Genomic DNA, 23,049 nt, shown 5'->3' with positions numbered 1-23,049 from the left:
AAAGATATACTATGAGTGAGACAAATATAGATACCACAGAGCTTGGAGAAAAAATTGTAAGAGTACTTAAAACAATTTATGACCCAGAAATTCCTGTTGATATATACGAATTAGGATTAATATATGATGTTTTCGTAAATGAAGACTATGATGTTAAGATTCTTATGACATTGACCTCTCCTAACTGCCCGGTTGCAGAATCACTTCCCGAGGAAGTAAAAGAAAAAGTAAAATCATTGGATGCTGTTAATGATGTGGAACTAGAGCTAACATTCGAACCTACTTGGACGCAGGATTTAATGAGTGAAGAGGCAAAATTAGAACTAGGCATGCTTTAAAAACAGATAACTTGGACCATGGCAGAAGAAATTATCAATAGAGTCGCTAATAACACTAAACTATTCACCATTGATTTGGAGGACTATTATCCAGAAGGTGATCGTATCTTGTTTGATATAAAAGATTGGCTTTTTGAAGGTTTTATTCTTAAAGAAAAAGATTTTAGAGAAAGCGTATCTAATTATGATTGGAGTCAATATCAAAATAAATATGTTGCCTTACATTGTTCTACTGATGCTATCATCCCTGGTTGGGCTTATCTCTTATTAACAACTAGGTTAATTCCATTTACAAAAAAAGTTGTTGTTGGTTCGTTAGAAAATATAGAGACTATTCTTTTTACACATATTATTGATAAACTTGATGTTTCAGAATATCAAGACAAATTACTAATCATTAAGGGTTGTTCTAATAAACCAGTTCCTGAGAGCGCCTATATAGAACTTATTCAAAAACTACAACCAGTTGCTAAGAGTATCATGTACGGGGAAGCTTGTTCGTCTGTACCCCTTTTTAAACGAAAATAATCCCTTTTGTCGTTTAAAATTGCTTTTTGTCGAAAATTCTATATCCAATTGTATTGAATTAAATCGAAAAACGTTACTTCACTTATATTTGCCAACGCAAAATTTTGCATAAATCTTGAACTTGTTTTACAAAAGTTAATTCATAAATTTAGAATACTTTTGTTATATAACAATCTACTTAAAACTATTAATCATGAAAAAAATCGTATTCACATTTATCTTTCTATTAGCAGGAATCCAGATTGGTCTTGCGCAAACAGAAGAAGAATTGAAAACAACATTATCAGCCAAAAAAGATTCTATTGCTGCTATACAAGGAAGAGCTAATGCTATCCAGGCACAAATAGATGCGTTACCAGGATGGAAAATCGGAGCTTTTGGTACTATTGGAGGAAGTCTTTCTGGATTTAATAACTGGTTCTCACAAGGAATTCCTAATAATGACGCTGGTACTATCGGTGTTACTGTAAATGCGTACGCTAACTTATTAGAAGACAAATATTTCTGGAGAAACAGTGCGAACTTAAACCTTGCTTGGGTAAAACTAGATGATAGAGATGATCCAACAGACGATGATAGCTTTAGAGAGTCAACTGATGTATTTAATATTTCTTCTTTATTTGGATATAAATTAACAGAAACTCTTGCGGTTTCTACTTTAGGAGAATATAGAACTACAATTTTAGATAATTTCAACGATCCTGGTTACTTAGATCTTGGTGTCGGTATCACTTGGACTCCTATTAGTAACTTAATTGTAGTTGTACACCCTTTAAACTATAACTTTGTGTTTAGTAAAGGTGCGGCAGAATATGAGTCTTCTCTTGGTGCAAAAATAGTTGCAGATTATACTCGTAAAATTGGAGCTATCAACTTTAAAACAAATCTATCTGCTTTCTTAAGTTATGAAGATGGTGATTACTCTAACTGGACTTGGACTAATTCTTTTTCTTATACCTTATGGAAATCGATCGGAGTAGGATTTGATTTTGGTCTTAGAGGAAACAAACAAGAGGCATTTAATTATGCTTTAGGACAAGCTGCTTTAGCTGTTCCTCCTCCAACTGTTACTCCTACTTTAGAAAATACTGATAACGAATTACAGTCTTTCTGGAATCTTGGATTGAGTTACTCTTTCTAGAGTAAATAAAAATATATTCACAAAAAAGGATCATCCAGTATTGATGATCCTTTTTTTATTCCAATTATTTTATAAACTCCATATGAAACTCGTATTGATCTTCATCATAAATTTTAAAACCATTTCGTTCATATAAAAATTTAGCTGGATTTTCTTTTAATACCTTTAACCGTACGTTTTTATTTGCATCTCTAGACAATTGTATAATATAATTAAGTAAATAATTTCCAATTCCTTTTCCTTGATATTTAGGTAGTATTTGAAACTGAAGAATTTCTATACTATTATTAGTCTCGATATACTTAAGCACACCTATTCTTGAATCATTTAAGTGTATTACATGAGAATTATTAAAATGAAACTTCACTCTAGATACATGTCCATCTTCTGATAAAAACACTCCTGCTTTTTCTAAATGTTCAATCATTGTTTGCTTTCTTAATTCTAACAAAAAAACAATATCTTCATCTTTAGCTTTGATTAGTTCTATGTTCATATTATTTTCTGATATAATATTTTAATAAATATATACTAATCTAAAAAAATAATAGTTTTTTAATTATAACAATCATCATCTACGAAATACGTTTTTTAGTTCAAATTATTCAGATTTGAATAAGCTATATGCATAAAGTATATTTGTGCCCATTTATGTTTATACCATGCGAAGGATTGTTTTATTTATTTTTTTATTTGTTTCTCTTTCCAATATAAGTGGGCAAGAGAAGAAAGAAATAAAACAACTGGATTCTATCCAAGTTCGTTTGACCAGATCGTTAGATAGTTTACTCCAAAATACTACTAAAGAGCTTAACATTATTGTTTTAAACAATCTCTTAAAAAAATTAAACCCTAAGCCTGTCAAAAAACCACATGTGGGATGGAAATCATTTGGTAAATTTTCATTTTTCTTTAATCAATCTGCCTTTAATTTTGATTGGCAAGGAGGTGGAACTTCTAATATTGCAGGTAATACTGCTTTAAATTATGAATTCAATTACAAAAAAAACAGCCTTACTTGGGACAATAAAATTTTAGCGGATTATGGTCTTACATTTCTAAAAGGAGAAAATTTTGCTCGAAAAACGAATGATAGAATAGAACTAAACTCACGATTAGGACAAAGAATTGGAGAGACCAACTGGAACTATTCTTTGTTTATTAATTTTAGATCTCAATTTGCGAAAGGATATAGTTTTACCAAAGATCCTGATACTGACGAAACCATACGTACTGAAGAAACTCATTTCTTTTCTCCAGCTTTTATACAGATTGGTCCTGGATTACTTTGGAAAAAGAGTGATGATTTTAACTTTAATATTGCTCCTGTTACTTCTCGTATGATTTTTGTAGATGATCAATTTACAACTACTCCTGATTACGTAGATGGCGATTATTTTGGAGTAGATGCAGGCAAAAGTTCCAGATTTGAATTTGGTGGATCCTTAGCTGCATACGCTAAATTTAAGGTCATTAAAAATATAACTGTAGAGAACATTCTTAATCTGTATTCTAATTACATCGAAAACCCTTATAATGTAGATATTGATTATACACTAAACTTAAACTTAGTAGTCAATAAATACATATCTGGAAGCTTCGCTTTTCAAGCAATATACGATGATAATGCTACCAGCGGATTCCAGATACGCGAAGTGATTGGATTAGGGCTTAATTATGAATTTTAATTAACTAACGCTACTCCTCCACAAATTCAGGATACAAAAAGTTATTATAAGGAAAACGAGTTACATGTATATCTCTTACCTCTTTATATACTCTTTTTCTAAAAGTATCTATGTTCTCTTTATTAATTGCAGATATAAACAAAGCGTTATCTCCTATCCTACTCATCCAGGTTTGTTTCCATTCATCTAATGTATAATGAATTTCTGTTTTTTCTGTAGTTAAGTCATCTTCATCAATAGTTTCGTGTTCATAAGCATCAATCTTATTAAAAACCATAATTACTGGTTTATCAACACTATCAATTTCTTCCAAAATCCTGCTCACAGAGTCTATATGATCTTCGAATTGAGGATGTGATATATCTACCACGTGAAGTAACAAATCAGCTTCTCTAACCTCATCTAATGTACTTTTAAAACTTTCTACCAATTGAGTTGGTAATTTTCTGATAAAACCTACCGTATCACTTAACAAAAATGGAAGATTACCAATAACAACCTTTCTTACGGTAGTGTCTAAAGTTGCAAAAAGTTTGTTCTCGGCAAAAACATCACTTTTAGCAATCACGTTCATCAAGGTAGACTTACCTACATTGGTATACCCAACTAAAGCTACTCTAACCATCTTACCGCGATTGCCTCGTTGTGTAGCCATTTGTTTATCAATTGTAAGTAGCTTTTTCTTTAATAAAGAAATACGATCTCTTACAATCCTTCTATCTGTTTCTATCTCAGTTTCACCAGGTCCACGCATACCAATACCTCCTCGCTGGCGCTCTAAGTGTGTCCATAAACCCGTTAATCTAGGCAATAGGTATTGATACTGAGCAAGTTCTACTTGAGTTCTAGCATAACTAGTTTGTGCACGTTGCGCAAAAATATCAAGAATCAAATTAGTACGATCTATGATTTTTGCCTTTAAAATTCGTTCTATATTACGTTGCTGAGCTGGTGTAAGCTCATCATCAAAAACTACAGTCCCTATATCATGCTGTTCTACATATGCTAATACCTCTTCCATCTTACCAGAACCTATAAAGGTTTTAGAATTAGGTATATCCATTTTTTGGGTAAAACGTTTTACTACCTCACCACCTGCTGTATATGTTAGGAATTCTAATTCATCCAAAAACTCAGTTAACTTATCTTCATTCTGATTTTTAGTGATTATTCCTATTAAAATTGCCTTTTCGTATACTGTTTTTTCCTTTTCTATCATCCGCGCCTATTTATCTAGCGATATTCTTCTATTCTTATTTCTATAATTAATGTACAAAGGTACAATATTGTATGCATTTGAATTTGTACATTAGGCGTTTACAATAAATTTTTAATTGCATGTCTTCAAAGCTTTATTTTAAAAAGAAACATACAAACCTACATACGATTGCTTTTTACAACTTAGAAAACCTATTTGACACGAAAGACGATCCCAACACATTGGATGATGATTTTTTACCAGACTCAGAAAAGAAGTGGAATAAAAAAAGGTATGAAAAAAAGTTATTTAAACTAGGAACTGCTATTTCTAATATTGGATTTGCAAAAACTGGAAAAGCTCCGGTTATTTTAGGTGTTGCAGAAGTCGAAAATAAGGCCGTTTTAGAGGGTCTTGCAAAAACTAAACACCTAATCAACAAAAACTATGGTGTAATCCATTACGAGTCTCCTGATGAACGTGGAATCGATGTTGGACTTCTATACCAAAAAGAAATTTTTACGGTTACCAATTCCGAAAGTATTCAAGTCTTAGTGAACAATGAATTCGGTGAAAGAGATTTTACCCGAGATATTCTATGGGTGACCGGAACTTTGCATAATGAAAAAATTCACATATTGGTTAATCACTGGCCTTCTAGAAGAGATGGTGCAGAACTCACCTCATACAAGCGTATAGCTGCAGCTGATAAAAATCGAGAAATCATAAACCAGATTACAGCCGAAGATCCTGAAGCAAAAATTATCGTTATGGGTGATTTTAATGATGACCCGGATAGTGAAAGTGTAAAAAAACATCTAGTATTACAGGATCTTTATAATCCAATGGAGCGTCTACACACAAGACATCGTGGTACCTTAACTTATAAACGTCAATGGAATTTATTTGATCAAATCATTTTTAGTAATAACTTCCATAAGTATGAAGAAAATACTCATAGTTTTTCTGAGGCCAATATTTTTGATGATAGTTTTCTAAAAATCTATAAAGGGAGATATAAAGGAAATCCATATAGAACTTACGCGGGAAGAAAATATAAAGGAGGTTATAGCGATCACTTTCCTGTATATATCTGCCTAAAACACAATACGTAATTCCCATAGCAAAAAAACCCATAAATACCTTTATACCATAACGTGAAATCACCTTTTGGTAAAGGGTTATATAACCCTTTTTATAATAGAAACACACCCTAAATAAAACAGTAATCTTTTGTTTTTCAATAATTTAATTTGCGGAAAATTCCGCAAACACAATTTTTGTTTTTGTTCGTCATAAACCCCAACATACTTTTGGCTCAGAATTTATAAGTAAAAACCTATAATTCTAATTTCACTAATTACGATAAACTAAATTATAAAGATCAACCATCAATTGGATTAGAAACACCTAAGGCGCCAAGAATAGTTTCTAAAAATGGTAATTTATTAATCCTATACAGTGAAGAAAAAGGATCTATTGTATCCAAAAAAACTAAACAAATCAATTTAATTATTCTTAAAAACCAAACAAATGAAAAAATTATTTTATGCATTACCAGTCCTAGGGTTATTATTTTTTACCTCCTGTGATAGAGATGAATCAAATGAAATCATGGAAGAATCAGCTTTAGATACTGAATTTTCTTTAAATAGTGTTTATGATTTTCATAAAGATGTTACTGTAACATCAGAAGAAGGTAGTACAGGAATTATTAGAATTCATGCTAATAATGAATCTGCATTAATTAACTATTCTAGTATAAACCTTAGTCTAATGGAAATCAATGCTAATGAAACTTTAAAACAAAGTTTAGTTCGTCATAATAAAATGGATCTTACTCAGCCAGATGTAGATCAAGAAACCGATGATCAAAAAAATGTTTCCTATGACGAACCTAGTAATGATATTGCTTTTGAGTTAATACAACTTACTAAAGTGAATCCAACCTCGAAATACGCAATTAACTTTAATCATCCACAAACAAACACCTCAAAAGCCAGCTGGCAATATTATACCCATTATAGCTCTGTAGGAGAGTCACAGATTGCCGAAATTGCTAGACATTCTGTTTGGAGAAGAGTTTATTATGGTCTTAAATACAAAGCTTACAGTGGAAGCAGTTGGGCTACGATTCAAAATGAGTGGAAAAAAATAAACAACAATCAGAGTTTTTCACATACAAAGAATCCTTGTTACCAATTTAGAATGCGAGTAAAAACAAAAAAGAATAGCGCTTACTCGGTTACTTTCGACTATTAGTAATAGTTTACTATAAAACCAATAAAAAAGCTCTCTAAAAATTCTTTAGAGAGCTTTTACTATTTTAAAATATAGAAGTTTTTAGTTTCCTGAGATCTCTATATTATCAATATGATATCTAGTAGTTGGTCCTGGATCTGCACCTGCGTAACGGAACGCTATTCTTACATTACCCTCTACACAAGAGATATTAATTGGTCCTACTCCTTCAAAACTTCCAAACGTTCCACTTGGTCCTGTTGGGATAGAAGCATCTAATTGTGACCATTCTGTTGTTGTTACATCACCTGTAAAGTTATCTGTAATAAAAGCAGTAAGGATATTTCCATTGTCAAAATTAGCCTGGATATCAAACGATAATTCTTCTGCAGTAGAAGCAGTTAAGTCAATTTCTGGTGTTACTAACCAAACCTCAAATGGATTTTCTCCAGAACTAAATCCTGTAATCTGCGCATATTGATTACCACTAAAACTTCCTACTACATAATCTAAAGTTCCGCCTGTAGTATTTACATTTAACCATCCTGAATTTTCTAGATCACTAATACTTACTCCGGTAAAATCTTCTGTAAAAATTACATTTGCTCCTCCACTAGTTCCAGTACATTCTAATACGTCTGGATCACAACGGTTTTCATTATCAAATACTAACCCATTAACATCATTTAATACCAAATTAAAAGTGTCACCAAAGAAATTCTTAGTTAATACTCCTTCAAAACTTCCTTGTTGTGTTGGTAATGCTAACGACTTAAAATCAGCAAAAGTACTAGTGCTTAAAACAGCTGTAGCACCATTATCACAGCTTTCAATGTTTCTTTCTCCATCAAAATCATCACTTGGTTCTCCTGCAAATGTTAGAGGATCATCTCCTAATACATCATTTTTATTAAACTGTAGATTATTAATCTTTACAAATAAGTTGGTTAAATCATCAGAAAAATCTTCGAAAGTAATCTCTAAAGGTGTAATTTCAGCAACTTCTGAAGACCTTAAAATAACATCTTCCAATGAAAAAGAAGGTAGTTGACCTACTTCATCACCAGAAAGCACTCCAAGAGTAGCTACTCCATTTTCAGTCCCAATTGATAAACCTTCTAAATCAATATATATTTTTCGACCAAACTCATAACTAATAAATAATGGGTTTACATCAATTAAAACTCTTAACCCAGATGTTGGGGCAGATGGTGAATTTTGAATCACTAACTCTTCAAAAAAGTTACCTGCTTTATCAGTTGATACCACATAGCCTTCTAAATACTGATTTTCCACTTCAAATGTAACCTTTGCATCAGGTCCATCATCATTTTGTGCCTGAGCTAAATCACCTAAAATACCTCCGATTTGAACAAAAGTACTATTTTCAGGAAAAGTAGGCTCTTCTATAACCAATGAAGGTATTTTAAAATCGTCGTCTTGTACACACGCAGTAAATGTAACCGCCAAAACCAAAACGCTTATTAGTCTTTTTAAATTAATTGAATTCATTTTATAATATTTTTTTGTTGTGTTCATCATTAAAATCTTACATATACATTAAGGTAGTATGAAGTACCGAAACCGTAAAAGTATCTTGGACCAAAAACAGGAGTTTCTCGTTGAGACTCTTCTAATGCTAATCTATAATTTGCATTTCTAGCTTGCTCAAAACCACCAGTTCTATATTGCTTATCAAAAATGTTATTAATTGTTGCAAAGAATCCTATATAATAATCTTTTACTTTCCAAGACTTACCTCCTACTGCGTTCACCAGTATATAATCATCAAATTGCTCTTGTCTTAATAATTCTCTAGCAATATTCTCATCATAATCATTAAATGGTAATCCATCTGTATCTTGGTTAAAGTTTGATGATCTTGCGAAAGGGCTAACATCAATATATGCATTTGAAAAATAATTGGCCGTAGTACCAAACCACCAAAAATTAGGATCTCTATATTCAAAACCTAGTTGTGCAGCGTTCTGAGGACCTCCTGCAATACGGTAATCTTTCAATGAAGACTTACCAAAATATTTAACACGATCTAAATCTCCAGCAGATTCTCCTAAGAAGTCACTACTTGTACTTGCTACAAACAAATCAGGATTGTTAGCATAAGTAAATTGACCTATTGCTGCTGCTCCTTTTAATTTGATGGTAGGTGTAATTTGATATTCGATACCAAGTTCTGCTCCTATATGTTGTTTATCTACACCTGTTAAAATTTCTTGAACAAATCCAACATCAGATCCAGAAATTGCCTGTGTAAAGAAGAATGATAACTCTGTTGCATCTTCTATTTTAGTGTAATATCCTGTTAATCTTGCTTTTAACTTAGGTGTTCTTAAAATATAACTAGCATCTATTGATTGCACTTTTTCGCTTTCTTGCTCAGAAGAACTTATACTAATATTATCTAATCGACCTGCTAAAACTTCAGCTTCTTCAAAAGCTCTTTCTGCCTGGATTAGCTGATCAATTGTTCTATTATTTTGTCTAGAATTAGCAAAAGAATTACGAATAGTTGGAGCTTTGGTAAAATAAGTTGCATTAACATCTATTAAATTACGCCCATTAATTTTATAGGTAAAACCTCCTTTAGCTCCATAATTAGTAAATTCTAGCTTATCACTTTTACCAAAAGATCCTAATCTCCCTTCTCCAGGAAAATAGCCGTTTTCGAATAATCCTGTTCTTTGATATGATGTTTGAGAAACATTAGCTCCTACAAAGAAATCTACTCTGTTAAATTTAAACTGAGCTTGAGCAAATCCACTGATCACATCAGCATCAATCTCATAATTATAATCATATCGATCACCCACTCCTACAACTCTGTTACGATTTCTTAAATCACTTTGAGCTCTATCAGCTAGTTGCTCTGAAGTCAATCGCTCTTCTTCTTCTACATCATTATCTTGTTGTGCTCCAAATAAATCAACATCTAAAAATCCTCGACCACCTAATAAATCAGTTACCTCAGCAAAATTCTCACTTTTTAAAGTTCTGTAATTTACTGCTCCATTTAATGTAATATTATCGGATAATTGACTATTTAAAATAGAATTAAAACTCCATTGAGTATCGTCTATTCTATCTTCATATAATATATAGGTCGAATTAACGCCTTGTTGAGCATTAAGTTGATTCGCTTGTATTAACTGATTCCAATTTAATTGTCCATCTCTTACGAATGCTTGTTGCGCTAAAAAGGCATTTTGGAAATCAAGAGGTGTAGGGTTAGCTTCATCTAAAAATGAACTCGGTAAATAACTTGGATGAATTGGGTTAGTATCTCTACTAGCTCCTCCTCCCTGATACGATTCCTGACCGTTGAAATTTACTAACTCAGTTCCTCCATTATCAATACGGCTATTTCCTATTTTACCAGTTTGGTATCCTACATTAGTATTTAAAGTAGTTTTATCACTAATATTCCAGTAATGGTTCAGCATAAAAACCGGCTCTTCTATCTCGCGAACTCTAGAATTTTTCTTTTCTCCATCAAAATATCCCCAGTTAGGATTATATTGTCTTCCTTTTAATCTAAACACCTCTTCTGTTATCGCAGTAGATCTACCTCTTCGATTTGGTGTATAAAAACTAGTAAGATTTAAACTATGTTTATTATTAATCTTTTTCTCAATAGAAGCAAAAATTGAATTGGCATCATATAGAGTTCCTTCAATATAACCTTCATTACCCATTCTACGTGCTAATGAAACCGTATATGCCCAACCGTTGCTCATCAGTCCAGAGCTATAACTAGCCATCATTCTGCCTGTATAACTTCTGTTAGAAGCTGCATACGATATTCTACCTCCTTTACGATACTGAGAAGCCCTCATAATAATATTGGTAGATCCTGCAAGATCTCCAAATGTATAATCATTAGCAGAAATCCCCATAGAAAATTCCTGATTACGCTGTACATCATTTAGTCCTCCCCAATTGCTCCATTGCGGTCTACCATCATTAAGTTTGTTCATTTCAATCCCGTTAATAAGGACTTTTGCATTTTCGTTACCAAGACCTCTTGGACGAAAAAATGTAGCACTAAAATCAAATGCTGCTGCACTTAGAAATACATCTCTTGACGCTTGTAACAAACCTGATACATTTGAAGATGCATCATCATCACCTTCATCTAGTTCATTATCCGTAAGGCTAATGGTACCTATTTGGATTTGTTCTTGATTTACATCATAGTCTAGATCAATAGTTTTTAGATCTAATACACTTCCTTCATTGATAACAATTGGATAACGCTTTGTGATATATCCATTTTTGGATAAAACAGCAATTTGTTCTCCCAAAGGTAGTTGGACATTCCCAAAATCAAACTCCCCTAAAATATTAGTTGTTGTAGAAACCTCTGTTTCTTCAATAGTAACCAACACTTCTGAAAGGTTTTCATTTGAAGATGCGTCAACAATTTTACCCTTCAGCCCCGTTTGTTGTCCATAAGACATCCCAACAGAACTTAAAAAAATCATTAAAAAGAATAAATTCTTTTTGAGTTGTGACACTTTCATTAATAGTTGTTTTAGTTAAAAAATTAACATTTCCGCCGCGCAAAAGTACATGTTTTAAATAGAAAAGCTAATTTTGGCTCAAAATTTGGATTACATTTTACAATAAGTTAATAATCAATTAGATAATGAAATTAAAATATTTGCTTACCATAACATTCTTATTATGTCCTTTGCTTGTTATTATTTCTCAAGAAAAGAAAACGTACAAAGTTAATACAATTGCTTTTTATAATGTTGAAAATCTGTTTGATACAGAAGATGATCCTATTACTTATGACGATGATAGGACACCTAATGGAAAAGATCATTGGACTGAAGACATCTATAAAGATAAGCTAAAAAATATGGCTAAAGTAATTTCTGAAATAGGTGCTGATGTAACAAAAAATGCTCCTGCAATTATAGGAGTTGCAGAAATAGAAAACAGAAAAGTATTGGAAGACTTAGCTAATGAGCCTGTCCTTTTACCAAAGGATTACGGTATTGTTCAGTTTGACTCGCCAGATCGAAGAGGTATAGATGTTGCCTTATTATATCAAAAAGCACTATTTAGACCAATCAATACCAGTAAACACGAGTTATTAATCTATAATACAAATGACCCTACTAAAAGAGTATATACAAGAGATCAATTATTAGTTAGTGGATACTTAGACGGAGATTTAGTACATGTTATTGTGAATCACTGGCCATCTAGAAGTGGAGGTGAAGCTAGAAGTCGACGCAAAAGAGAAAAAGCAGCTGAACTAAATAAAAAGATTATTGATTCACTTTTTGACATAGATCCATATGCTAAAATTATAACAATGGGAGATCTTAATGATGATCCTGATAACTCTAGTGTAAAAAAAGTATTAGGAGCTAAAGCCGAAAAAGAAGATGTAAAACTAAAAGAGTTATACAATCCAATGTATAACATGTCTAAAAAGGGAATAGGATCTCTTGCTTGGAGAGATAGTTGGAATTTATTTGATCAAATTATTATATCTAAAGGATTACTTGATAAAGATTATAGTTCTTACAAATACTACAAAGCAGGAGTTTATAATAAAAACTATTTAGCTAATCCAAGAGGCAGGTATAAAGGATATCCATATCGAAGTTTTGCAAATGGAGCATATACTGGAGGATATAGTGATCACTTTCCGGTTTATGTATATCTAATAAAAGAAAACAATAAATAACAAGTAATAAAAAAAGAGGCTTAATAGCCTCTTTTTTTTATTATAACTCTTTCAATACTAGTCATTATCTAGAGTAGAACAATCTGGTAGATCAGCTAAAATTCCATCGAAAGCATCATCTCCACATTCGTTACTTTTATAAGATTCGATTGCAGTTCTAGCAGCTTCACATAAAGATGTAGAAGATGTATTAGCTTCATAGGCATCAATAGAAACTTGTACCGTAGCACGCAAACTATCTCTAGCTGCATCACAAGCAAAATCTACTACATCATCTTCTCCACAAGAAGTTAATCCTAAGGCCATTCCAAAAACGGCAACAAACATAAGTTTTTTCATAATTTGGGTTTTAAAAATTAAATTTTAAAAAGCCGAATATAGAGTATTAATTTATTATTAACAAAAATTTCTGTTAAATTTGCGTTGTTTGGCGAAAATTCTTACTTTTCATCGAGTAAACTTATTTCTTCTACGTCAATAGGTTTTCCTATATAAACTAAAAAACTATCCCCATTAATTTCCTCCATCTTTTCGCTGTATGCTGATATAATTCTGATTGTATTCGTGGAATCTTTGATAAACAAAGGAATAATATCTTCATCTTGTTTAATTAAATTGATTAATGAATCATAATGCGATTTATCATCAATATTAATTTCTTGGATACCTGGATATTTTTCGGCTAAGTTCATTAGCTTATCATAATCATCTGTATGAGAAAATAAACCTTCATTAGGATTATTTTCCGGATCATTCATTTCCTCAGAACTAACTAGTCTAAAAGATCCATTTTCTCCAAATTGATCTCTAAATTGATTAATAGCAAACTTATTAATATCACTATTTCCTGTTAGTGCCATTAAAAACCCAATATCATTTAATTCTATATTGTTCTTTAATTGATCATTATAAATACTTCCTTCTAATGCATCTAAACCTAAAGTTTTGGCCTTTTTAATATTTTCTCGATTACTATCAACTAATACTACATGTCTTTGATTACTCTTAAGATATGTGGCTATTAATCGTGAAACTTTTGATGCTCCGATAATTAAAATCCCTTCAGATTTTGTAAGAAATACACCTGCAACTTTAGCAAACAATCTTGCCGTTGTTGCATTTAAAAGAACTGTTCCCAGCACTATCATAAAAACTAATGGTGTAATATACTCTGCCTCAGGCACTCCATTTTTAGCAAGTTTTAGACCAAATAAGGAGGCAATACCTGCCGCTACAATTCCTCTTGGCCCAACCCAGCTAATAAATAACTTTTCGTTAATCTTTAGTCCCGAATTAATTGAACTAAGAAAAACACCTAATGGCCTGACAATAAAAACAACTGCTGCAAAAAGTAAAATAGCATTCCAATTGAATATTAATTGTAGTTCTTCAATATTAATATTAGCCGAAAGAAGAATAAATAATATCGAAATTAGTAAAACACTCAATGATTCCTTAAAATATAATAACTCTTCAAAGTTAGGAAGGTTAATATTACCTAATACCATACCCATTACCACTACAGACAATAAACCTGATTCGTGTGCAAACACATCTGATAATACGAAAACCCCTAACACTACAGCAAGGGTGAAAACATTTAATAAATAATGTGGAATTATTTTTTTCTTAATTCCAAAAGCCAAACCATAAGCAAAGGTGAAACCAAAAGTAAAACCAAATAAAACTATTTTACCGAACTCTATAAAAGCTTTTTTTGTAAATGCCTCTCCTTCTCCAACACTTATAAATTCAAAAACTAAAACAGCCACCAACGCTCCAATTGGATCAATAAGAATTCCTTCCCACTTTAATACAGCAGAAATATCCTTTTTTAATGGTATGTTCCTTAAAATAGGGGTTATTACTGTGGGACCCGTTACAATAATTAAAGAAGAGAACAAAAATGATATTGGCCAACTTAAACCAAAAATAAAATGAGCTGCCAATCCAGCTCCAAAAAAAGTTACTACAACGGCTACAGTGATTAATTTAAGAATTACCGGGCCAACATTTAGGATTTCATCTCTTCTTAGAGTTAAACCACCTTCAAAGAGAATAATGCTTATAGCTAAAGAAACAAAATAAAATAAACTCTCTCCAGGAAACAAACCTTCTATTCCATTATAAATAGGTTGAATTAATTTAGTGCCATCTCCAGTATATAGCGTTGCAATCGGTCCCACCAAAAGCCCAATTAAGATAAGAGGTAAAATTGCCGGGATTTTAAATTTCCAAGCCACCCATTGTGCCAAAATTCCTAAGATGATTATACCTGCTAGTTCTACCATGCTTTTATCATAATTATAATAATTAGCAAAATATGGGATTTTTTTTAGAAATACATATCTCTCATCAATTTTATACTTCAGAAAGTTAACAGTATATTCTGACCTTAATTTTTTTAGTCCTAACTATATTGAATGAACTTTTGGATAACAAATTTAAGACTATACTTATATTTTCTTTCAATCTAAAGAACAATGCATATGAAGCTATGAAAGTAATCGATTTCTTTGGTTCTAATTTAATTCTCGTTCAGGTAGGAATAAGAACAAAAGAAACAGCTAAAAATTAATCGCTAACCTTTTTGAAGATGTTCAAAAAGTAAAAGATATTTAATAAAGACAATGTTTTCTGAGTTTTATTGTAGAATTTTTGGATTGATTCTTATGAAATATTGTTAAAAAGTCTACAAATTAAATCCTGATCCTTAGCATTTTTTCTATTTTGCAAAGATTTTTATACCAATTATGAAATTACATGCTGTAAAAGCAGGAAACTTTAAACTTGATGGGGGTGCCATGTTTGGCGTTGTTCCAAAAGTCCTGTGGAACAAAACAAATCCAGCCGATTCTAATAATCTAATCGATATTGCAGCAAGATGCCTGTTAATTGAAGATGGAGATCGACTAATTCTCATTGATTCTGGAATGGGAGATAAACAATCAGACAAATTTTTTGGATATTATTCTCTTTGGGGAGATGATAATTTAGATAAATCTCTAAAAGAAAAAGGATTCAATAGAGATGATATTACAGATATTTTTATTACCCATTTACATTTTGATCATTGCGGAGGTGTGGTACAATGGAATAAAAATAAAACTGGTTATGAATTAGCATTTAAAAATGCTAAAGTATGGAGTAATGAAAATCACTGGAGTTGGGCTACAGAACCTAATGCCAGAGAAAAAGCTTCTTTCTTAAAAGAAAATATTCTTCCTATTCAAGAAAGTGGACACCTTCATTTTATTTCTAGAACAGGAGAAACATTCCAAAAAAACACTGAATTAGGGTTTGGCGTATTATTTGTAGATGGTCACACAGAAAAACAAATGATCCCGCACATAAAATATAAAGAAAAAACAATTGTGTTTATGGCAGACTTATTGCCTACAGCTGGTCACATTCCATTACCTTATGTTATGGGGTATGATACTAGACCATTATTAACATTACCGGAGAAAAAATTATTTTTGGAAAATGCGGCCTTAAATAATTGGTATTTGTTTATGGAACACGATGCACATAATGAAATAATTACTGTACAACAAACCGATAAAGGTGTACGATACAAAGAAACTTTTACTTGTAATGAAATATTTAATTAAAAATTCTATGATTCCCAAGTCAAATAAATTACTAATTGCTTCAATAACATCATCAATTATATTAAGTAGTTGTGGAACTCCAGCTATAGTGTCCACTCCTATAGAAAATATTGATTCTATTCCATTAAAAAATATAGTATTAACCGAAACTCAATTAAAAAATTGGAATGCTACTGATTTAATAAAAGACACAATACCTGGAATGAGTGTTAACAGGGCATATAATGAACTAATCAAAAATAAAGTTGGTCAAACGGTTATCGTTGGAGTTATCGATAGTGGTGTTGACATTGAACACGAAGACTTAGATGATGTAATCTGGACTAATCCTAAGGAAATCAAAAATAATGGAAAAGACGATGATCAAAACGGATATATTGATGATATCCACGGTTGGAATTTCTTAGGAGATTCTGAAAATGAGAATCTTGAATATACCAGAATCGTAAAAAAATTAAAACCAAAATATGAAGGGAAAAATTTAGCTTCTGTTGCTTCTTCTGACAAAGAAGAATATCAAATGTATATAGAGGCTAAAGCTGATTTAGAAAAAGAATATCAACAAGCCCTTGGTAGTAAAAATCAATACGAACAAATTTTACAACAAGTAAAACCTTCTCATAAAAAGATTAGCGAGGCAATTGGTAAAGAAAATTATTCGCAACAGGAGCTACTTGCTGTAAAAGCTGACACGCCAGAAATGGAACAACACATTGCTTTACTTTCTCATATGTTTGGGTTTTTAGAAGAAGGAGATACCATACCAGATTTTATCGAAAACCTAAGTGATGGTGTGGATTATTTTACAGAACAACTAAACTATCATATCAATGTAGATTTTGATGGTAGAACTAAAGTTGGTGATAATGTAGATGACATAACTGATACTAATTATGGAAATAATAATGTTATGGGGCCTAATCCCGATAAAGAAGGGATAAAACACGGAACTCATGTCTCCGGAATTATAGCTTCTGAACGAAATAATGGAAAAGGAGTTAATGGTATCGCCAAAAATGTAGAAATAATGGCGATAAGGGCAGTTCCTAACGGTGATGAATATGATAAAGATATTGCTTTAGCGATTCGATATGCTGTAGACAATGGAGCTAAAGTTATTAATACAAGTTTTGGAAAATACTATTCTACACACCCAGAATGGGTTAGAGATGCTATTAAATATGCTGGGGAAAATGATGTGTTGATTGTTAATGCTGCTGGGAATGAAGGGTTGGATTTAGATCAAAAACCTGTATATCCAAATGATCAGATTGATAATTCGTCCGAAATTTCTAATAATTTTATTACAATAGGAGCTTTAAATTATGAATACGGATCTAATCTTGTAGCGAATTTCTCTAATTATGGAAAAAACAATGTAGATGCATTTGCACCTGGAGTTAAAATATGGGCCACAACTCCATCTAATACTTATGAATATCTACAAGGAACATCTATGGCTGCACCTGCAGTTTCTGGTGTTGCAGCTCTTATTAGATCTTATTATCCAAAATTAAAAGCTTCTCAAGTAAAACAAATATTAATGGATAGTGGATTAAGTACAACTGCCACCGTAATAGTAGGAGATGATGAAACTAAATCTAATAAATTTACAGAATTATCTAAATCTGGAAAAATGGTAAATTTATATAATGCTTTGATTTTGGCCGAAAAACTATCAAAATAAAACAAAATGATCTCTAAAATAATTTCAATTGGATTCTTAGTATCCGTTTTAGGTGTTTCGGCACAAAATAATATAAGTTATTGGCAACAACACGTTGATTACAAAATGAACGTGGATATGAATGTAGAAAATTTCCAGTATAAAGGAACACAAGAACTTGTATATACAAATAATTCTCCTGATTCATTATATCAAGTCTTTTATCATCTTTATTTCAATGCATTCCAACCGGGAAGTGAGATGGATGTGCGCTCTAGAAATATTGAGGATCCAGATCCTAGAGTAATGGACAGAATTAGTAAACTTACTCCAGAAGAAATAGGATACTTAAAAGTATCTTCTTTAAAACAAAACGGAAAAGAAGTAACCTATGAAATAGCTGGAACTGTCCTAGAAGTACAACTCAACGAACCTATTGCTCCTGGAAAAAAAGTTACTTTTTCAATGAATTTTGATGGGCAAGTTCCAAATCAAATACGCCGTTCAGGACGCAACAGTAGTGAGGGTGTAGCATTATCAATGACTCAATGGTATCCTAAAATGGCTGAGTATGATTTTGAAGGCTGGCACGCAGATCCTTATATAGCTAGAGAATTTCACGGGGTATGGGGTAACTTTGATGTTACTATAAACATAGATAAAAATTACATTTTAGGAGGATCTGGATATTTACAAAACCCGCAAGAAATAGGATATGGTTATGAAAAATCAGGAACTAAAGTAAAACGTAAAGGAAAAAAACTTTCTTGGCACTTTATAGCTCCTAATGTACATGATTTTACCTGGGCTGCAGATCCAGAATATATTCATGATGTAGTTCAGGTTCCTGACGGACCGGTACTTCATTTTTTATACAAAAACAAAGAAGAGTATCTAGAAAATTGGAAAAAATTACAGCCCAAATCTGTAGACTTAATGAAATATTTCAGTGCTACAATTGGAAAATATCCATATGACCAATATTCCATTATTCAAGGAGGAGATGGTGGAATGGAATACGCAATGTGTACTTTAATTACAGGTGGTAGGAGTTATGGAAGTCTGGTAGGAGTTACAGCTCACGAAATGGCCCATGCTTGGTTTCAACACATATTAGCTACAAATGAAGCGAAACATGAATGGATGGACGAAGGTTTTACAAGTTACATTTCTACATTAGCAATGGATAAAGTAATGGAACAAAACAAGAATAATCCAATGACAGGAATGTATCGAGGATATTTTCAATTGGCTACTTCTGGTATAGAACAACCTCAGTCCACACACGCTGACCGATATACTAGAAATGGAGCATACGGAGCTTCTGCATATGCCAAAGGAGCTGTTTTTATGGCACAACTTGGCTATATAATAGGAGAAGAAAATTTATCAAAAACAATCCATAGATATTTTGATGAATGGAAATTTAAGCACCCTACACCTAATGATTTTAAACGAATAGCAGAAAAAGTATCAGGGATACAACTAGATTGGTATCTTACAGATTGGACTCAAACTACAAATACAGTTGACTATGGAATAAAAGAAGTTTCAGAAAAAGGAAATACTACTTCAATTACATTAGAGCGTATTGGACTAATGCCAATGCCTGTTGATTTATATATAGAGTATATAGATGGAACTAAAGAATCCTTCTATATCCCACTAAGAATGATGAGAAAAAATAAAACTAATCCATTTCCTGAGATGAATCGTACAATTTTATCTGATTGGACTTGGACCCATCCGAACTATTCACTGGAAATATCTAAACCTAAATCTAATATAAAATCAATTGAAATTGACATTACTAAACAAATGGCTGATATCAATAGTAATAATAATAGTTTCTCTCAATAAATAATAATTCTCTAAAATATTATAAAGACCCTTATATAATTATGTTTATAAAGGGTCTTTTTTTTTGAATATGATTCTAATTCATTTAGTGTTAAATAAATGAGATCATTGTTTTTTTGTTAAAAAAGCCCTTATTTTTGGCTTCTTTAATATTTTATTATGATTTTTTAGGGTTTTAGATTACTTAACTGTTATATATAAGTATTAAAAAATATTATTTAAAGAAAGATTGTTAGTATAATTAAATTATTACGTATGAAAAAAGGAAAATTACTTATATCTATTTCGGTAGTTTTGATTTCTCTTGTTGTCCTTGTTGCTTATTTTAATAAAGAAGAAGACATCAAAAATCTGGCTAAAAAAGAATTTGTTCCTCTTAAAAAAGAAAAAAAGAAAAAAAAGACGATGGAAGAACGTCGTCGTTTTACAGAAGAAAGATGGAAACATGAATTTAATCTTCAGGTGAACCCTAGTACAGGTAAAATTCCACAAGATGAAAAACAAAAAGAAGCTCTTTTTGCTAGAGACATGATGTCTAAGTCACTTTCTAAAAATGCTAAACAAGCAAGTAACGCAACCTTTATATCTAGAGGACCTTCTAATTTAGGTGGTAGAACACGTTCTTTGGTAATTGATAGAACGGATGCTACAAGTAACACTATAATTGCTGGAGGAGTAAGTAGTGGAGTTTTTAGAACTACGGATGGAGGAACAAGTTGGACTAAAGTTTCATCTAATAATGAAATTCATAATGTAACTACAATAGCTCAAGATCCTAGAAGTGGTTTTGAAAATATTTGGTACTATGGAACCGGAGAAAGTCAAGGTAATTCTGCTTCTGCTTCTGGTGCTACTTTTTTAGGTCAAGGAATATGGCAATCCACTGATAGTGGTTTAACTTGGAATCAATTACCAAGCACCGCTTCTGTTCAGGAAGAAAGTGATTCTCCTTTTGATTTTATGTATAAAATTGCTGTACACCCGATTACCGGTGATCTATATGCTGGTGCTGGTGGAGCAATTAGAAGATTTGATGGTAGTACTTGGACTGTTGAATTAGACTCTGGTGGAAATTTCTTTTCTGATTTAGCAATTACTAGTACGGGGATTGTGTATGCTGCATTTTCTGGGAATTCTGCTACAGCTAATGGAGTCTGGCAATCACCAACAGGTGTTGGTTCTTACGCAAGAATAGGATCTAACACTGCTCCTGGTTTTGGATCAAACGGAAGAATAGTATTAGCAGTAGCACCATCAAATGAAGATGTTGTTTATGCATTTCATTCTTCTAGTGGAGCGTTTGAAGCAGGTCTATGGCAATGGAATGACAGCTCTGATAGCTGGGTGGATAGAACTAGTACAATGCCTGATGAACCAGATCCAGATCCAGGAAACCCTGATACTGTAGCTGATCTTGCAGGAAATGATCCAATTGCAATACAAGGAGGATATGATCTTGTTGTAAATGTAAAACCTGATAATGAAAATTTTGTTGTTATTGGTGGAACCAATGCCTACAAAATAGAGGATATTACTACAGACCCTATGTTTGTAAGAATTGGAGGGTATATTAGTAATCAAAGTTATGGTTTATACAATCTTGGTGGTGGTGATTCGCATCATCCAGATATTCACGCTTTAGAGTTTGATCCTAATAACCCAGATATCCTATTTAGCGGAACTGATGGGGGTATACATAGAGCAGACGCAACACCAGCAGTCGTAGCTTGGACAAGTCTAAATAATAATTATCAAACCTATCAATATTACCATGTAGCTACAGATCCTGAAGCTACTTCTAATATTGTAATTGGTGGTGCCCAGGATAATGGTACTACAGCTGGAGGATTTGCAAGTAGTCCGGATCTTACAACAATGTCTTCTCAATTTGGTGGAGATGGTGTTGCCGTAGCTATCTCTAGAGATAATGCATGTGTTCCCTTCTTTTTAGGCGTTCAGAATGGTAGAATATTTAGAGATTGTCCTGATGGAGGAGAAATAACTCCTACTGGATCTGGTAGTCAGTTCGTTACCTATTTTTATATGGATCCAAGTAATAATAATGCGCTATACTACGCTGGTAGAGATGTTTTATACAGAACTGATGCTTCTAGTGCAGTTACATCTGCTACTTGGACGAATTTAGGTGCAGTACGATCTGGAGAAAATATTAGACAAATGGGAGCTAGTTCAGGAGCTTACACTACAGATAGTTATTTATTAATAGGTTTAGACTCAGGATCTTTATTTAAGTTAAACGATCCTTTAAACAGAACTTTATCTTCTTTAAGAAATGTTACACCTACTGGTGCTTCTGGTGTGGTTAGTGGTATTGCTATTCATCCTAGTAATAATGATATCGCAATGGTTACTTATTCTAACTATGGAGTTACGAATATATTTGTAACTACAGATGCTACTGCTAGCAGACCTACTTGGACTGTAGCAGAAAGAAACTTAGATGCTTTCTCTATACGTTCAGCAGCAATTACAGAAGTAGGTGGTGAAATAAGATATTTTGTTGGTACTGCTAGAGGATTATATAGTTCAACAGATCCAGTAAATGAAGACTGGGAAATTGAAGCTCCTAATCAAATTGGTTTTGCTGTTGTGAGTGCTTTAGCATATAAACCTTCTAACAATAAACTTTTAATAGGTACTCACGGTAATGGTATGTATGAAGCAACTATAGAGGCATCAACACTTTCTGTAGATGATACCGATCCTTTAGATTCTAGCATATTAGCTTGGCCTAATCCTGCTAATAATGTATTAAATGTAGTAGTAGAAAATTCACTTTTAGAAAATCGCTTGGACTATAAAGTTTTCAGTATTAACGGAAAACAATTAAAAGATGGTGTGCTAAATAATGATAAACAAATTAATGTTAGTGATTTAGCTCAGGGCAATTATATTTTACAATTAAACTCTGCTTCTGAACAAAAAGCAATCGTTTTTATCAAAAAATAGATTACTTAAATTTTTAATATTAAATCCGGTACTATTAGTTTAGCACCGGATTTTCTATTTATAAAATATTCATTTCAAAT

Annotated in this window: 17 protein-coding genes; 11 read left to right on the top strand and 6 right to left on the bottom strand. The window is 32.2% G+C overall.

The genetic code is table 11. From position 1 onward, the window contains the following. Positions 1–11 precede the first annotated feature (11 nt). From NMK29_RS21135 to NMK29_RS21125, 3 genes are all read left to right on the top strand, one after another. Entirely contained in the window at positions 12–338 is a 327-nt protein-coding gene (locus NMK29_RS21135) for a DUF59 domain-containing protein (protein ID WP_091406545.1), read from the top strand. A gap of 18 nt (positions 339–356) precedes the next feature. Next, a complete protein-coding gene (locus NMK29_RS21130; RefSeq protein ID WP_108804633.1) occupies positions 357–866 on the top strand; it encodes a DUF2480 family protein in 510 nt (169 codons plus the stop codon). Between the two features lie 193 nt (positions 867–1,059). Continuing rightward, positions 1,060–2,007 carry a DUF3078 domain-containing protein gene (locus NMK29_RS21125; RefSeq protein WP_108804632.1) on the top strand — a complete coding sequence of 316 codons (948 nt, stop codon included), beginning with the start codon at positions 1,060–1,062 and terminating at the stop codon, positions 2,005–2,007. 64 nt (positions 2,008–2,071) lie between these two features. Here the strand turns inward: NMK29_RS21125 and NMK29_RS21120 are convergent, their stop codons facing one another. Beyond that, positions 2,072–2,503, bottom strand: coding sequence for an N-acetyltransferase (locus tag NMK29_RS21120; RefSeq protein ID WP_108804631.1), 432 nt, complete (start codon positions 2,501–2,503; stop codon positions 2,072–2,074). Positions 2,504–2,669: 166 nt separating this feature from the next. Here NMK29_RS21120 and NMK29_RS21115 point away from each other — a divergent pair, with 166 nt between their 5' ends. Beyond that, complete coding sequence (locus NMK29_RS21115; protein WP_108804630.1) at positions 2,670–3,695, top strand: DUF3078 domain-containing protein; 1,026 nt, start codon at positions 2,670–2,672, stop codon at positions 3,693–3,695. 10 nt (positions 3,696–3,705) lie between these two features. On the opposite strand, the gene hflX is transcribed toward NMK29_RS21115, so the two are convergent. Further along, positions 3,706–4,914 (bottom strand): GTPase HflX, encoded by a 1,209-nt coding sequence (gene hflX / locus NMK29_RS21110; protein ID WP_027394530.1) that lies wholly within the window; start codon positions 4,912–4,914, stop codon positions 3,706–3,708. A gap of 119 nt (positions 4,915–5,033) precedes the next feature. On the opposite strand from hflX, the gene NMK29_RS21105 reads away from it, so the two are divergent. Continuing rightward, positions 5,034–6,008 (top strand): endonuclease, encoded by a 975-nt coding sequence (locus tag NMK29_RS21105; protein ID WP_108804629.1) that lies wholly within the window; start codon positions 5,034–5,036, stop codon positions 6,006–6,008. A 418-nt stretch (positions 6,009–6,426) separates the two neighbouring features. Next, positions 6,427–7,155 (top strand): hypothetical protein, encoded by a 729-nt coding sequence (locus NMK29_RS21100; RefSeq protein ID WP_108804628.1) that lies wholly within the window; start codon positions 6,427–6,429, stop codon positions 7,153–7,155. Positions 7,156–7,236: 81 nt separating this feature from the next. Here NMK29_RS21100 and NMK29_RS21095 read toward each other — a convergent pair whose 3' ends face one another. Further along, on the bottom strand, positions 7,237–8,646 hold the full coding sequence (locus tag NMK29_RS21095) for a DUF5689 domain-containing protein (RefSeq protein ID WP_159092303.1): 1,410 nt from the start codon (positions 8,644–8,646) through the stop codon (positions 7,237–7,239). A gap of 29 nt (positions 8,647–8,675) precedes the next feature. After that, positions 8,676–11,675: a TonB-dependent receptor gene (locus NMK29_RS21090; protein ID WP_234424311.1), complete on the bottom strand. Its 3,000-nt coding sequence runs from the start codon at positions 11,673–11,675 to the stop codon at positions 8,676–8,678. Between the two features lie 125 nt (positions 11,676–11,800). Here NMK29_RS21090 and NMK29_RS21085 point away from each other — a divergent pair, with 125 nt between their 5' ends. Then, positions 11,801–12,859, top strand: coding sequence for an endonuclease (locus NMK29_RS21085; RefSeq protein ID WP_108804625.1), 1,059 nt, complete (start codon positions 11,801–11,803; stop codon positions 12,857–12,859). A gap of 57 nt (positions 12,860–12,916) precedes the next feature. On the opposite strand, the gene NMK29_RS21080 is transcribed toward NMK29_RS21085, so the two are convergent. Beyond that, positions 12,917–13,198: a hypothetical protein gene (locus NMK29_RS21080; protein WP_027394524.1), complete on the bottom strand. Its 282-nt coding sequence runs from the start codon at positions 13,196–13,198 to the stop codon at positions 12,917–12,919. A gap of 101 nt (positions 13,199–13,299) precedes the next feature. Beyond that, entirely contained in the window at positions 13,300–15,150 is a 1,851-nt protein-coding gene (locus tag NMK29_RS21075; protein ID WP_108804624.1) for a sodium:proton antiporter, read from the bottom strand. A 462-nt stretch (positions 15,151–15,612) separates the two neighbouring features. Between NMK29_RS21075 and NMK29_RS21070 the strand changes: the two genes are divergently transcribed. From NMK29_RS21070 to NMK29_RS21055, 4 genes are all read left to right on the top strand, one after another. Then, complete coding sequence (locus NMK29_RS21070; RefSeq protein WP_108804623.1) at positions 15,613–16,473, top strand: MBL fold metallo-hydrolase; 861 nt, start codon at positions 15,613–15,615, stop codon at positions 16,471–16,473. Between the two features lie 7 nt (positions 16,474–16,480). Beyond that, positions 16,481–18,160 (top strand): S8 family peptidase, encoded by a 1,680-nt coding sequence (locus tag NMK29_RS21065; protein WP_254097291.1) that lies wholly within the window; start codon positions 16,481–16,483, stop codon positions 18,158–18,160. A gap of 6 nt (positions 18,161–18,166) precedes the next feature. After that, entirely contained in the window at positions 18,167–19,999 is a 1,833-nt protein-coding gene (locus NMK29_RS21060; protein ID WP_108804621.1) for a M1 family metallopeptidase, read from the top strand. Positions 20,000–20,254: 255 nt separating this feature from the next. Further along, complete coding sequence (locus NMK29_RS21055; RefSeq protein WP_108804620.1) at positions 20,255–22,969, top strand: T9SS type A sorting domain-containing protein; 2,715 nt, start codon at positions 20,255–20,257, stop codon at positions 22,967–22,969. Positions 22,970–23,049 lie beyond the last annotated feature (80 nt).

Origin of the sequence: Aquimarina sp. Aq107 (genome assembly GCF_943733665.1) — a bacterium.
Classification (GTDB): Bacteria; Bacteroidota; Bacteroidia; order Flavobacteriales; family Flavobacteriaceae; genus Aquimarina.
This window is presented reverse-complemented; position numbering and strand designations above follow the sequence as displayed.

Coding starts and splice junctions, on each gene's coding strand:
- NMK29_RS21135 (WP_091406545.1), top strand. CDS start 12: ATGAGTGAGACAAATATAGATACCACAGAGCTTGGAGAAAAAATTGTA.
- NMK29_RS21130 (WP_108804633.1), top strand. CDS start 357: ATGGCAGAAGAAATTATCAATAGAGTCGCTAATAACACTAAACTATTC.
- NMK29_RS21125 (WP_108804632.1), top strand. CDS start 1,060: ATGAAAAAAATCGTATTCACATTTATCTTTCTATTAGCAGGAATCCAG.
- NMK29_RS21120 (WP_108804631.1), bottom strand. CDS start 2,503: ATGAACATAGAACTAATCAAAGCTAAAGATGAAGATATTGTTTTTTTG.
- NMK29_RS21115 (WP_108804630.1), top strand. CDS start 2,670: ATGCGAAGGATTGTTTTATTTATTTTTTTATTTGTTTCTCTTTCCAAT.
- hflX (WP_027394530.1), bottom strand. CDS start 4,914: ATGATAGAAAAGGAAAAAACAGTATACGAAAAGGCAATTTTAATAGGA.
- NMK29_RS21105 (WP_108804629.1), top strand. CDS start 5,034: ATGTCTTCAAAGCTTTATTTTAAAAAGAAACATACAAACCTACATACG.
- NMK29_RS21100 (WP_108804628.1), top strand. CDS start 6,427: ATGAAAAAATTATTTTATGCATTACCAGTCCTAGGGTTATTATTTTTT.
- NMK29_RS21095 (WP_159092303.1), bottom strand. CDS start 8,646: ATGAATTCAATTAATTTAAAAAGACTAATAAGCGTTTTGGTTTTGGCG.
- NMK29_RS21090 (WP_234424311.1), bottom strand. CDS start 11,675: ATGAAAGTGTCACAACTCAAAAAGAATTTATTCTTTTTAATGATTTTT.
- NMK29_RS21085 (WP_108804625.1), top strand. CDS start 11,801: ATGAAATTAAAATATTTGCTTACCATAACATTCTTATTATGTCCTTTG.
- NMK29_RS21080 (WP_027394524.1), bottom strand. CDS start 13,198: ATGAAAAAACTTATGTTTGTTGCCGTTTTTGGAATGGCCTTAGGATTA.
- NMK29_RS21075 (WP_108804624.1), bottom strand. CDS start 15,150: ATGGTAGAACTAGCAGGTATAATCATCTTAGGAATTTTGGCACAATGG.
- NMK29_RS21070 (WP_108804623.1), top strand. CDS start 15,613: ATGAAATTACATGCTGTAAAAGCAGGAAACTTTAAACTTGATGGGGGT.
- NMK29_RS21065 (WP_254097291.1), top strand. CDS start 16,481: ATGATTCCCAAGTCAAATAAATTACTAATTGCTTCAATAACATCATCA.
- NMK29_RS21060 (WP_108804621.1), top strand. CDS start 18,167: ATGATCTCTAAAATAATTTCAATTGGATTCTTAGTATCCGTTTTAGGT.
- NMK29_RS21055 (WP_108804620.1), top strand. CDS start 20,255: ATGAAAAAAGGAAAATTACTTATATCTATTTCGGTAGTTTTGATTTCT.